This is a genomic window from Variovorax sp. 38R (genome assembly GCF_014843395.1).
GTDB lineage: Bacteria > Pseudomonadota > Gammaproteobacteria > Burkholderiales > Burkholderiaceae_C > Variovorax > Variovorax paradoxus_H.
The window spans coordinates 5,564,842-5,577,458 of record NZ_CP062121.1; the positions used below are offsets into that span (position 1 = coordinate 5,564,842).

Consider the following 12,617-nt stretch of genomic DNA (forward strand, 5'->3'; position numbering starts at 1 on the left):
TGCATGCCCGTGTCTCTTTCTTTTCTCTATCGCTCAGGAACCGTTCGGCCGCAGCGTCACGAGTCCGTTGAGCACCTGGTCCAGGCCGCCGATCACCGAGATCTTGTCGATGCGCTCGGCCACGCGTTCCAGCGTCTCGAGTTCCTTCATGCGCAAGGCGACGGGGTTGCCCTCCATCACCTTCGCGGTGTTCAACAGCGAGCGCGTGGCCGCGGTTTCTTCGCGGCGGCGGATCACGTTGGCCTGGGCCGACTTCTCGGCCTCCACCACCTGCGCGAGGATGGTCTTCATCTCGCCCGGCAGGATGATGTCTTTCACGCCCACGCTCTCCAGCACCAGGCCCGAACCCTCGAGCCGCTCACGCACCTGCGCCAGCACGGTCTGGTCGATGGCGGACTTGTTCTCCAGCAGGGCGTCGAGCGTCTGCTCGCCCACCGCCGCGCGCAGACCGAACTGCAGCTCGCGGTACACATGCTCGGCCGGCTTGGGCATCTGCGCCAGGGCTTGGCGCACATCGGCAAATCGCCACACCGCCGACAGGTTCAGCCGCAGCCCCACCTTGTCGCGGGTGAGTATTTCCTGGCCGCTCACTTCGGCGATCTGCGAACGCAGGTCCACGCTGGTCACGGCCACCTGCCGGTTGAAGCGCCAGAAGCCGTGGTTGCCCGGCGGCAGCAGCGCCTGCATCTGGCCTTCGAGGGTCAGCACGCCGGCGTGGAACTCGGGCACCTGCACCAGCAGCACGCCTTCGAGCCCCTGCACCGCACGCGGACGCAGCGCCACGCTCTGCAGCTTGGCCAGCAGCTCGGCCGGCAGGCGTGCATCGGCGGCCACGTCGATCACGTCGACGCGCTGCTCGCGCAGGCCGCGCCAGTAGAGCTTGCGGGTGGCGGGCGGCAGGATCTGCACCAGCACGCCGTCTTCATGGCGCAGGCCGACCTCGGTCTCGCCCAGCGACACCTGCACGAACTCGCGCTGCACCAGCTGCGGCTCGCGCGCCAGGAAGTAGTCGGCCAGCTCGTGCTCGAAGGCCGGTTCGACCAGCGAGAAGCGCTCGAGCTGCACGGTGTCGAAACCCGTGAACACGCGGTACTTGCCAGCGGCATACAGGCCATCGAAGTCGCCATTGCGCAGCAGCAGCACGCGTTCGTTCTTCTTCACGGTGAATGGGGTGAATCCCAGCATTTTTTCTTCCTCTCTCTTCTTCTTCGTTGCGGTTGTCGTTTGTTGTTCGTCTACGTTTCAATATCAGGCATAGGGGCCCACGAAGGGCAGGCGGCGGGCACCGTGGCTTGCGAGGTCAGCAACGCAGCGCTCGACGGGTCGGTGCGGTGGCTGCGCCATCGCCTCCTTCTGCGTCGATGGCTGCATGCGGTTCCTTGCAGAACGCGCGATGCGCAAGCCGCCTGCACTGGCACGGTGTCGCTCGGCCGGGCCCTGCCCTGCGCCTCGCTCCGGTGTGCCGGGGCGGTGGGGCTTTCGCCCCCATCAAAGCGGCGGTGCGAACACCGCCGAAGGTTGTTTGCGGGAATCGAACCCGCCACGCCGCGTGGTTAGCGCAGTGCTCCGCCATGAGCAGACTGGAACAAGTCCAGTGACCAACGCAGTTCAACAGCGGCATACCGCGGACCCAAGAACAGGTCTGGCCTGCGGCACCGGGCCGCTGTGATGCGGCACCTGGGAGCGGATGAACTGCATCCGGACCCGTTCTCTATTGCAGCGAGCGTGCCAACTTGCTCACGGCGCGGCAGAAAACCGGGCGACGGCGACGCAAGTCATTGATCTGCAAGGGAAACCTCTTCTTCGCTCTGTGTGACACGGCGCCCATCTCTTGCTAGCATTCAGGAACTTCCTAGAAATTGAGCTAGTCTTTTATCCATGAAACCCATCGTCGTCATCGGATTCCTCGGCACCCAGCTCGATGCCGGCCAGGGCGCGGGCCGCTGGAACAAGTGGCGCCCCACGGTCTCGCTCGCGCAGCACGACGACATGGTGGTCGCGCGCCTCGAGCTGCTGCACACGCGCAAGCACACGGCGCTGGCCGAGGTGGTGAAGGCCGACATCGCCGCCGTGTCGCCCGAGACCACGGTCAACCTCGTGCCCTTCGACCTCGAAGACCCGTGGGACTTCGGCGAGGTCTACACGCGCCTGTACGACTGGGCGCGCGCCTACCCCTTCCAGCCCGAGCGCGAGCAGTACTGGACGCACATCACCACGGGCACGCACGTGGCGCAGATCTGCATGTTCCTGCTGTCCGAATCGCGCGTGGTGCCGGGCGTGCTGGCGCAGACCTCGCCGCCGCGCAAGCAGCGCCAGGGTGATGCGGGCAAGGTCGCGCTGATCGACCTCGACCTGTCGCGCTACGACCCGATTGCACGCCGCTTCGACGCCGACCAGCGCGACGCGGTCGCCTTTTTGAAGAGCGGCATCGCAACGCGCAATGCGCGCTTCAACGCGCTCATCGACGAGATCGAGCGCGTGGCCGTGCGCTCGCGCGCGCCGATCCTGCTGGTGGGGCCGACGGGCGCGGGCAAGTCGTTCCTGGCGCGCCGCATGTTCGAGCTGAAGCAGGCGCGCCACCAGGTGACGGGGCCGTTCGTCGAGGTGAACTGCGCCACGCTGCGCGGCGACGGCGCGGCGTCCACGCTGTTCGGGCACAAGAAGGGTTCGTTCACCGGCGCGGCGAGCGACCGCGCGGGGCTGCTGCGCACCGCGCACCAGGGCGCGCTGTTTCTCGACGAGATCGGCGAGTTGGGCCTCGACGAACAGGCGATGCTGCTCAAGGCCATCGAGGAAAAGCGTTTCTTCCCCGTGGGCGCCGACAAGGAAGTGGAGAGTGACTTCCAGCTCATCGCCGGCACCCACCGCGACCTGCGCCGCGACGTGGCGCAGGGGCGCTTTCGCGAAGACCTGTTCGCGCGCATCAACCTGTGGACCTACGACCTGCCCGGCCTCGCGCAACGGCCCGAAGACATCGAGCCCAACCTCGACCACCTGCTGGCCCTGCACGCGGCCGAGAACCACCGCGTGGTGCGCTTCAACGCCGAGGCACGCACGGCCTACCTGCGCTTTGCGCAAAGCAGCGAGGCGCTCTGGCGCGGCAACTTCCGCGACCTGTCGGCGAGCGTGACGCGGCTCGCGACGCTGGCTGACGGCGGGCGCATCGCGGTCGCGCTGGTCGAGGCGGAGATCGCGCGGCTGCGCTGGCTGTGGAAGCACGAAGGCACGGGCGCGTCGGTGGCGGTGGACGATGAGGTCGACCTGGAAGCCCTGCGCGGCGAAGAGAAGTTCGCCGCGCTCGACCTGTTCGATCGCCTGCAGCTCGAAGCGGTGGTGCGCGTGTGTCGCCAGTCCCGCAGCCTTTCGGACGCAGGGCGACGCCTGTTCCAGGCCACACGCGAGCGGCGCAGCGTGGTCAACGATGCAGATCGATTGCGAAAATATCTGGCGAAATTCAAACTCGAATGGAGCCAGACCATGAACGCTCAGGAAACTACATGACCAAGATCAGGGCGTTTCTTACTTGGACCGTGAAGAACAGGCATATCGTCGCCTTCATTCTCCTGGCACTCGCTGGCGGCGCATTCAAGTACCGTGCAGATATCCGATCCCCCGAAGCTCGTGATCTCAGTCATCAGACCTCCACGATTTCCTATTTGGGCAAGCTCACCGAAACCCGAAGTCGTGACGGCCGCTACGCGGGGAGCACCAACTTCGACGGCGGATACGGCATCGGAATGGCCAACGACCAAGAGAAAAATCCACTGATACAGCGGCTTCGACCAGAGATCTATATGCAGTTCGCCGAGCCACTGCATGTCACCGAGCAGGACATCTCCAACATCCGCAGTGCCGGCGACACTTTCACTCTCAGTACTTGGCGTGGACAGATCGTCGCGGTCACAGGGCCACAAGGCCCCATCATTTCCTACGAGCGCTATGCAACGCAGATCGAACGCTCAAAGCAAATTTCACTGATCGTTTCGATTTGCCTGGCGATGGGGGCTGTGCTCTCCTGGATTGCATGCAGCGTCGCGGCGCGCCGTGCATCCCCAGCCGCGCCCCTCCTCTAAGCACAGGGCCACCAAGTTCATCCGATTCTTAACCCCATGACCGAGATCTACATCAGCACCGACGTCGAAACCGACGGCCCCATTCCCGGCCCGCACTCGATGCTCAGCTTCGGCTCGGCCGCCTACACGGCCGACAAGCAGCTGGTGTCCACCTTCAGCGCCAACCTGCACACGCTGCCCGGCGCCGAGGCCGATCCGAAGACCGCTGCCTGGTGGCAGACCCAGCCCGAGGCCTGGGCCGCGTGCCGCACCGACCTGCAAGACCCGACGCATGCCATGAAGAACTACGTGGCGTGGCTCAAGGGCCTGAAGGCGCGACCGGTGTTCGTGGCGTACCCGGCGGGCTTCGACTTCCTGTTCGTCTACTGGTACCTGATGCGCTTTGCGGGCGAGAGCCCGTTCAGTCATTCGGCGCTCGACATGAAGAGCTTCGCGATGGCGCTGCTGAAGATCGGCTACCGCGACAGCACCAAGCGCGCGATGCCGCGCCGCTGGTTCGATGCCGGGCTGCCGCACACGCACGTGGCGCTGGACGACGCCATCGAGCAAGGCGCGCTCTTCTGCAACATGCTCGCCGAAAGCCGGCAGGCATGACCACGACCTCGCCTGCGCGCCGCTGGTGGCAGCTGCCGCTCGCCGCCCTGCCGCTCTTCCTGCTCGGCGGCTGCGTGCAGTCGATGTTCTATTACCCCGACCGCGTGCGCTACGAAACGCCCGACGCGCTGGGCTTGCGCTACGAGAACGTGCGCTTCACCAGCGCCGACGGCACGCGCCTGAGCGGCTGGTTCATTCCCGCCGCGGGCCGGCCGGACCCGAAGGCGGCCAAGGGCACCGTGGTGCATTTCCACGGCAACGCGCAGAACATGAGCAGCCACTGGCGCTTCGTGGCGTGGCTGCCCGCGCAGGACTACAACGTCTTCGTGTTCGACTACCGCGGCTATGGCGAGTCGGACGGCGCGCCCGAACCCCGGGGCGTGTTCGAAGATTCGAACGCCGCGCTCGACCACGTGCGCGCTCGCGCGGATGTCGATGCGTCACGGCTGTTCGTCTTCGGGCAGAGCCTGGGCGGCACGAACGCGATCGCGGCCGTGGGGTCGGGCAACCGGGCCGGCGTGAAGGCGGTGGCGATCGAGTCGACCTTCTATTCGTACCGCTCCATCGCCAACGACAAGCTGCCGGGCGCCGGCCTGCTGGTGCGCGACGACTACGGCGCCTCGAAGTTCGTCGCGGCCATCGCACCGATTCCACTGCTGCTGATCCACGGCACGGCCGACATGGTGATTCCGCACAGCCACTCGCAGCGCCTGCTGGCCGATGCGAAAGAACCCAAGCAGCTGATCGAGGTGCCGGGCGCCGGCCACCTCGAACCGATGGCGGCGCCGCGCTTCGCCGCGACGTACCGGCAAGCCCTCACCACCTTCTTCGACAGCGCTCCGGCGCTGCCTTCCCGCCCATGAAACATTTCGACGAAGCCGCCACCGGCGCACCCCTGAGCTTCGAGCGGCTCGTGCCCGCGCTGCGCGCCGCCTTTGCGGCCGAGGCGCAGGTGCCGCCGCGCCACGTGCACAGCATCGAGACCGGCGGCGATGCGGCCACGCGCGGCACGGTGCTGATCATGCCGGCGTGGAGCGACGCGGGCTTTCTGGGCATCAAGACGATCAACATCTTTCCGGGCAACGGCGCGCGCGGCCTGCCCGGGCTGCACGCGACCTACGTGCTGTACGACGCGCGCACCGGCGTGCCGCTGGCGATGATGGATGGCAACGAGATCACGGCGCGGCGCACGGCGGCCGCGTCGGCGTTGGGTGCTTCGTTCCTGGCCCGCGCCGATGCGCGCAAGCTGCTGGTGCTGGGCACCGGCCGCATCGCGCGCATGCTGCCCGCGGCCCACGCGAGCGTGCGCGCCATCGACGAGGTGCGGGTGTGGAACCACCGGCCCGAAGGCGCCGAAGCGCTGGCCGAGCAATGGCGTGCCGAAGGCTGGAACGCGCAGGCAGTCGGCACCGACCTCGAAGCGGCCGTGCGCCGCGCCGACATCGTGAGCTGCGCGACGCTGGCGACCACGCCGCTGGTGCGCGGCGAATGGCTCGCACCGGGCGCGCACCTCGACCTGATCGGCAGCTTCACGCCCGCGATGCGCGAAGCCGACGCGCAATGCTTCGTCAACACACGCACCTTCATCGACACGCCCGAGGCACTGCAGAAGGCCGGCGATCTGCTCGACGCGATCGCGGCCGGCACGTTGCGCGCCGACGCGGTGCAGGGCACGCTCGCCGAGCTGTGCCGCGGCGCGCGGCCCGGGCGCACCGGCGATGCCGAGCGCACGGTGTTCAAGGCCGTGGGCAGCGCGCTCGAAGACCTGAGCGCAGCCACGCTGGTGTGGCAGGCGCGCACGGACCCCTGAGGCCCGCGCCGCCCGCCACGGCCATCGTCAATCTCAGAACGTCACGTTCGCCGACAGCCAGATCGTGCGTCCGGCCGGCGTGGTGCCCGCCACCGACGCGCCCCCCTGGAAGTACTCGTTGACCCAGGCCGAGGTGCCGCTCAGGTTGACCTGCTGGAACTTGCGGAAGTCCTTGTTGAACAGGTTGTTGATGTTGGCGTTCAGGCGCACGTTCTTCGACACCTGATAAGAGCCGCCGAGGTGGAACAGGTGGTACGCCTTGATGTCACCCACCGCGCGGTAGATCGCCAGGTTGTTGCCCGTCAGCCGCGCAGGGTCGCCGGTGAAGCGCGGGCTCTTGCCGCGGTATTCGCCGCGCAGCCAGAAGCGCCACTTGGCGTCGGGGTTCCAATCGACCTGCGCATGCAGCAGGTGGCGCGCGGTGTCGGCCAGCTTGCCGTTCTTCACGCCGCCTTCGATCACTTCGCTGTCGGTCCAGGTGTAGCCCGCCTTCAGGCCCCAGGCCTTGGTCAGCTGCACGCGGCTGCTCAGTTCCATGCCCCAGGTCTTGGCCTGGTCGACGTTGACCGCGTAGTTGGCGGTCGGGTCAACCACGCAGCTGGAGATGCGCGCCACGCTGCAGTCGCCGCCGCTGGCGATCTTGTCCTTCACCTTGTTGTGGAACAGGGTCGCCGAGGCGGTCAGCCCCTTCTGGTTGTTGAACAGCGCCGCCAGCTCGGTGCTGGTGCTGGTCTCGGGCTTGAGGTTCGGGTTGCCGATGTTGAGCGTGGCGCCCTGGCCGCTCACGCCGCTGATGCCGTCGATCAGCTGGTTCAGGCGCGGCGCGCGGAAGCCCTTGCTGACGCCGCCCTTGAAGGTCCACTGCGGCGTGGCGTCCCAGACCAGGTAGCCGCGCGGGCTCACGTGGCCGCCGAAGGCGCTGTGGTGGTCGTAGCGTCCGCCCAGCGTGGCGGTGAGGCCGGGTGCGAGGCGCCATTCGTCTTCAGCGAACAGCGCCCACATGGTCTGGCTCTGCGAGGTGGGCAGCAGGCCGTCGACCAGCTTGGCGTCCCACCACTGGCCGCCGACGGTCAGCACGTGGGCGTCGCCCACCGGCGCGACGAGCTTGCTGTCGAGCACGAGGTTGGTGGTCTTGAGTTCGCGTTCGCGGCCACGGTCGGCTTCGCTCAGCCAGTACACGGTGCGGCGGGCCGCGGCATTGCGCGGAATGGCGCCGCCGGGAATCGTGCGGCCGACGGTTTCGGTGGTGGTGTGCATCAGGCTGCTTTCCACCGTGCCGAAGCCCAGGCGCCCGGTGTGGCCGATGGCGACCTGGTCGCGGTTGAAGCGCAGCGCGTCCTGGTAGCCCGGCGGGTTGTTGCCGGTGCGGTTGGGCGCGGCCGCGTCGCGCGTGCCGAGCCGGCCGTCTTCGTTGTCGTACCAGCTGCGACCCGATTCGACGTCGAGCCAGATGTCGTGCTGGCGGTTGGGCGTGAGCATCAGGCGGCCGCCCACGCTGTGCTGGCGGCTCTCGGCGGGCGCGGGGTTGCGGGCCGTCGCGGGCTGTGCCTGGCCGGGTGCCAGCACCCAGTCGGCGGCTTCGCGGCGGTAGATGTTGCCGCGCAGGGTCAGGCCCAGCAGGTCGGTGGCCACGGGGCCGCTCAGGTACACGCTGGAGCGCGTCTGCGAACCCCAGTCGCTGTCCTGCGGAATGCCGGTTTCCATCGTGACCTGGCCGCCCCATTCGCGCGCCACCTTGCGCGTGATGATGTTGACCACGCCGCCCATGGCGTCGGAGCCGTACAGCGTCGACATCGGGCCGCGGATGACCTCGATGCGCTCGATGGCCGCCAGCGGCGGCATGAAGCTGGTGTGCGCGGCGCCGAAGCCGTTGGGCGTGACGTCGCCGGCCACGTTCTGGCGGCGGCCGTCGATGAGGATCAGCGTGTAGTCGCTGGGCATGCCGCGGATCGAGATGTCCAGGCCCCCCGTCTTGCCGGTGGAGCCACCGACGTCGATGCCTTCGACGTTCTGCAGCGCCTCGGCCAAGTCGCGGAACTGGCGCGTTTCCAGCTCCTGGCGCGTGATGACCGAAATGGAAGCGGGCGCGTCCTTCAGCTCCTGCTCGAAGCCGGTCGCGCTGACGACGACCTCGCGCAGTTGTTGGTCAGCGGGCGTCTGGGCGAACAGGGCGGGAGAAAAAAGAGATGCGGCGGCCAGCGCCAGCAAGGACGGACGCGGCCGACGGCCGCAACGCGAGAACAACATGCAAAAACTCCACGGAAAACGGCAGGAAAAACAGGGCCGCTCTCGGATGCGTTGTTGTTGTTGCGTACCAACTGATCAGCATCAATTGTATTGAGAATGCAAACAAATATTATTTGCATCCAGAACGAACGAAGGGACATTGCGCAAGGCCGATGGCGCTTTGTGCAGGCCCTGCTTTCGGCTGCCCGGGCAAACCCTATGCGGCCAAAAGTTCACCTTGAATTCAGGGGCGGATACGTCATCTGGCGAATAGCGATCCGCGAAGGACGCCGTTACTCTGGAACAAGAAAAAAGAGAGGTCCGTCCATGCTCACCATCCTTCAGAAAGCCGTGATCCTCGGGAAGGCCGGCGTCGAGGTACCGTCCCATCCGGTCGACGACCTGTCGACGCCGATGGCCACCGGGTCGCCGGTCAAGGCGGAAGGCGTGTCGCAGAAGGCGCACGAGTGGGCACGGGCCGTCGAGACCCTGTACGTCACTTACGTCGCGGCGCGCGCCGCGAAGAGCCTGCGCGACGCTGAAGAAGCACGGCAGTCGGTGATGCTGCGGCAGCTGTCGGCTGCGGTGTAGGCCTGATCACAAGCACTCCCCGTCTTCGCGACGTGCGCGTTCTGCGCTAGCCTGCGGCCTCCTCCATCCACAAGAGAAAGGCCAAGACGCACCATGGGACTGTTCGATTTCCTGAAGAAGAAAAAGGAACCGGAAATAGAAATGCCGTCGACGCTCGAAGCCGGCATGGCCTCTCAGGCCGAAGACTTCATCGGCGCCTTCTCGCAGCCCGGCACGCCCATCGACGGCGCGGCGCTCGACTATTCCGAAGCCTCGCTGGTCCTGGTCGACCAGGTGCTCGAAGACTACTTCCAGCAGCAGGCGCCCTTGCCCGACGACCTGCACTTCCTGGCGTCGGCCTATGTTTTCGAAACTGCACGCCGCGAGTTCGGCGGACGCTACCTGCGCGGCGACGACGACAACCCCTTCGTGCTCGTGATCGGCCCTGACAGCGCACAGGTCGGTGTCTGCGCCATGGCCAAGGTGCGCGGGCGCGCCGTCAACGGGCCGGAAGACAGCCTGGCGTTCTTCTACGCCGGCATCGCGCCTGTGGTGCAGCGCGGCGTGAGCGCCACGCTGATCTGACACAGCGGCAGCAGCAGGCGCATCACGGCCCGCTGCCGCCCTCTGCCACCGCCCCTTCAATCGAACTGTGCGGCGACCTGTCGCTGAGTGCCCAACCCTTCGATGCCCAGCGTGACGACATCGCCACCCTTCAGGTAGACCGGCGGCTTGAACCCCATGCCCACGCCCGGTGGGGTTCCCGTGGAAATGATGTCCCCCGGGCGCAGGCTCATGAACTGCGAGAGATAGGCAATCAGGTAACGCACGCCGTAGACCATGGTGGCCGTGGAGCCGCTCTGGCGTCGCACGCCGTTGACCTCCAGCCACATGTCCAGCTGCTGCGGGTCCGGCACTTCATCGGGCGTCACGAGCCAGGGCCCGATCGGGCCGAAGGTGTCGGCCGACTTGCCCTTGGTCCACTGGCCCTGGCGTTCGGTTTGAAAGGCACGCTCCGACACGTCGTTGATCAGGCAATAGCCCGCGACGTGGTCCATCGCGTCCGCTTCGCTGACGTACTTCGCGGTCTTTCCAATCACCACGCCCAGCTCCACCTCCCAATCGGTCTTGGTGGAGCCGCGCGGAATTTCAAGCACGTCGTTCGGTCCACCGATCGCCGAGGTCGCCTTCAGGAAGACGATGGGCTCGGGCGGTACCGTGGCGCCCGTCTCGGCCGCGTGGTCCGAGTAGTTGAGCCCGATGCAGATGAACTTGCCCGAGCCGGCCACGCAGGCGCCGATGCGCGGAGTGCCTTCCACCAGCGGGAGGCTCTGCGGGTCGAGTGCGGCGATGCGCGCCAGGCCGGCGGGCAGCAGCACCTCGTGTGCGATGTCGTTCACGTGCGCAGAGAGGTCGCGCAAGCGCCCGTCCGCGTCGAGCATCGCCGGCTTCTCCTGGCCGACAGGCCCGTAACGCAACAGCTTCATTCGTCATTCCTTGGTTGTTTGTTGTTGGCTATCTGGCGGCACTGCTGCGTGCCTTGCCAAGCTCGGAGAACAGTTCTTTCGTCAGCGCCGGATCGATCTGCTTGACGTGCTTGTCCGTGACCGGCACGAGCTTCTCGCGCAGGCGTTCGCGCTCGGCGGCGGGGAACTCGGTCAGCACCATGCCCTTGCTCTTCAGGAACTCGGCGGCCTTGGCGTTGACGTCGCGGTTGGCGGCGCGCTGGAAGGGCTGCGTCTCCCGGGCCGCATCGAGCAGGATCTTGCGTTCGTCTTCCGACAACTGCTCCCACCGCTTCTTGCTGAACAGCAGCACGACGGGGTTGAACGCGTGCCGCGTGTTGGAGCCGTACTTCTGGATCTCGTAGTACTTCGAGGCTTCCACCAGCGAGTACGGATTTTCCTGGCCGTCGACGGCCTTCTGCTCCAGCGCGGTGTAGACCTCGGGCAGCGGCAGCGGCGACGGGTTGGCACCCAGCGCGCTGAAGGCATCGATCATCACGGGGATCTGCATCACGCGCAGCTTCAGGCCCTGCAGGTCTTCCATGCGCGCGATGGGTCGCCGGCTGTTGGTGACGTTGCGAAAGCCGTGCTCGAAGTACGTGAGGCCGATCAACCCCTTCTCGGGCAGCTTGTCCAGCAGCTTGCGGCCGACCGGGCCATCGAGCACGAAGTCGGCTTCCTTCTCGTTGTTGAACAGGAACGGCAGGTCGAACAGCGAGAACTCCCGGGCCATGCCCGAGAGCAGGCCCGGGATCGCCATCGTCATTTCCACCGTGCCGCCCTGCAGCGAGGCAATGACCGAGGCATCGCCCCCGAGCACGCCCGAAGGAAAGAGCTTCACCTTCATCTTGCCGCCGCTCTTCTTCTCGACGATCTCCGAGAAGCGCTGCGCCCCCATGCCCTGCGGATGCTCCTTCTGGTTGACGAAGGCGAACTTGAAGGTGCGCTCCTGGATGTTCTGCGCAGCGGCGAGGCCTGCCGCCAGGAACGAGGTCAGGACGATGCAGGTGGCGACCAGGCGATGCGGCAGAGCTTTGGGCATGGGTGTCTCGGTGAGAGGGTTGGCGACCCGCGCGCGATCAGATCGCGACGCGTTCGAACTGCACGCTGCGGCAGTCCATCTCGTACTCGAGATCGACCACCGGCGGCCGGTTGTAGTGCCAGGTCAGCCCGTGCCGCGCGGCACCGCGCTTGACGATCTCGTCCGCGATGAAGGGGTGGATGTCGTGCACCGTGTACAGCTGCGAGCCCGTGGTGCTGGCCCAGGTGAAGCCCAGCGATGCCAGGCGGCGCTCCATTTCATCGAGCACCCACTGCGCCTTCTTCAAAATGGCGGGCGGCGAGGTGTCGCCCAGCCGCACGGCATGGTCGCGGTAGTGCCCCTTGCCTTCCGGCGCTTCGGCACTGCCGGCCACCACGAACGAAGCCGCCGCCTCGGCGTCGGGCACGGTGTAGCTGAACGCATGGAACGAGGGCTCCGACGGCGGCGACACCGCGGGGCACACGTTGCTTCGCGCCACCGGGTTCAGGTCGCCGATGAAGATCCCCCAGTCCTTCAACGTTCCCACGTAGAGGTTGTTGAACTCGACGAAGCCCTGTTCGGTGAACGGTGCCGGGGACCGCAGTTCGCACGCGCAGAAGGCGGCCAGCGGACGTGAGGCCTCCTCCAGGATTTCCTTGATGCGCTGAAAGCCCTGCTTCAGGGGCAGGGGCTCCAGGAACCGCACGCGCTCGATGCGAAACCCAGGTTCGGCGGCCACGCCAGCCGAGTACTGCTGGACGCCCGGAATGAACCGATAGCCGCCTGGGAGGGAGAGTTGGAGTTCCGACACGTGATTT

13 protein-coding genes are annotated in these 12,617 nt (G+C 66.7%); 7 read left to right on the forward strand and 6 right to left on the reverse strand.

Annotation, left to right across the window (positions count from 1 at the left end):
- Nucleotides 1–33 precede the first annotated feature (33 nt).
- Nucleotides 34–1,185, reverse strand: a complete 1,152-nt coding sequence (locus IG196_RS25850; protein ID WP_192193597.1) for a slipin family protein — start codon at nucleotides 1,183–1,185, stop codon at nucleotides 34–36.
- Between the two features lie 63 nt (nucleotides 1,186–1,248).
- Entirely contained in the window at nucleotides 1,249–1,371 is a 123-nt protein-coding gene (locus tag IG196_RS32250; RefSeq protein ID WP_263864224.1) for a hypothetical protein, read from the reverse strand.
- Nucleotides 1,372–1,878: 507 nt separating this feature from the next.
- Between IG196_RS32250 and rtcR the strand changes: the two genes are divergently transcribed.
- Genes rtcR through IG196_RS25875 form a run of 5 tightly spaced genes read left to right on the forward strand, consistent with a single transcriptional unit; the run spans nucleotide 1,879 to nucleotide 6,477 of the window.
- A complete protein-coding gene (rtcR, locus tag IG196_RS25855; RefSeq protein WP_192193598.1) occupies nucleotides 1,879–3,501 on the forward strand; it encodes an RNA repair transcriptional activator RtcR in 1,623 nt (540 codons plus the stop codon).
- The gene (locus IG196_RS25860; protein WP_192193599.1) at nucleotides 3,498–4,073 is read left to right on the forward strand and encodes a hypothetical protein; all 576 of its coding nucleotides are present in this window, start codon (nucleotides 3,498–3,500) and stop codon (nucleotides 4,071–4,073) included. The genes rtcR and IG196_RS25860 overlap by 4 nt, the downstream gene beginning before the upstream one ends.
- Before the next feature lie 36 nt (nucleotides 4,074–4,109).
- On the forward strand, nucleotides 4,110–4,667 hold the full coding sequence (locus IG196_RS25865; RefSeq protein WP_095746720.1) for an exonuclease: 558 nt from the start codon (nucleotides 4,110–4,112) through the stop codon (nucleotides 4,665–4,667).
- Nucleotides 4,664–5,530 (forward strand): alpha/beta hydrolase, encoded by an 867-nt coding sequence (locus tag IG196_RS25870; RefSeq protein WP_192193600.1) that lies wholly within the window; start codon nucleotides 4,664–4,666, stop codon nucleotides 5,528–5,530. Before IG196_RS25865 ends, IG196_RS25870 begins: the two co-directional genes overlap by 4 nt.
- Nucleotides 5,527–6,477 carry an ornithine cyclodeaminase family protein gene (locus IG196_RS25875; RefSeq protein ID WP_192193601.1) on the forward strand — a complete coding sequence of 317 codons (951 nt, stop codon included), beginning with the start codon at nucleotides 5,527–5,529 and terminating at the stop codon, nucleotides 6,475–6,477. The genes IG196_RS25870 and IG196_RS25875 overlap by 4 nt, the downstream gene beginning before the upstream one ends.
- A 33-nt stretch (nucleotides 6,478–6,510) precedes the next feature.
- Here the strand turns inward: IG196_RS25875 and IG196_RS25880 are convergent, their stop codons facing one another.
- Nucleotides 6,511–8,724 carry a TonB-dependent receptor domain-containing protein gene (locus IG196_RS25880; protein ID WP_192193602.1) on the reverse strand — a complete coding sequence of 738 codons (2,214 nt, stop codon included), beginning with the start codon at nucleotides 8,722–8,724 and terminating at the stop codon, nucleotides 6,511–6,513.
- Between the two features lie 306 nt (nucleotides 8,725–9,030).
- Here IG196_RS25880 and IG196_RS25885 point away from each other — a divergent pair, with 306 nt between their 5' ends.
- A complete protein-coding gene (locus tag IG196_RS25885; protein ID WP_192193603.1) occupies nucleotides 9,031–9,294 on the forward strand; it encodes a hypothetical protein in 264 nt (87 codons plus the stop codon).
- Between the two features lie 93 nt (nucleotides 9,295–9,387).
- Nucleotides 9,388–9,858, forward strand: a complete 471-nt coding sequence (locus IG196_RS25890; protein ID WP_192193604.1) for a hypothetical protein — start codon at nucleotides 9,388–9,390, stop codon at nucleotides 9,856–9,858.
- A 56-nt stretch (nucleotides 9,859–9,914) separates the two neighbouring features.
- Here IG196_RS25890 and IG196_RS25895 read toward each other — a convergent pair whose 3' ends face one another.
- From IG196_RS25895 to IG196_RS25905, 3 genes are read right to left on the reverse strand one after another with little or no spacing between them, the layout of a single operon-like run.
- Nucleotides 9,915–10,760 (reverse strand): fumarylacetoacetate hydrolase family protein, encoded by an 846-nt coding sequence (locus IG196_RS25895; RefSeq protein WP_192193605.1) that lies wholly within the window; start codon nucleotides 10,758–10,760, stop codon nucleotides 9,915–9,917.
- A 28-nt stretch (nucleotides 10,761–10,788) separates the two neighbouring features.
- Nucleotides 10,789–11,820, reverse strand: a complete 1,032-nt coding sequence (locus tag IG196_RS25900; protein ID WP_192193606.1) for a TRAP transporter substrate-binding protein — start codon at nucleotides 11,818–11,820, stop codon at nucleotides 10,789–10,791.
- 37 nt (nucleotides 11,821–11,857) lie between these two features.
- A complete protein-coding gene (locus tag IG196_RS25905) occupies nucleotides 11,858–12,610 on the reverse strand; it encodes a hypothetical protein (protein WP_192193607.1) in 753 nt (250 codons plus the stop codon).
- Between the last annotated feature and the right edge of the window lie 7 nt (nucleotides 12,611–12,617).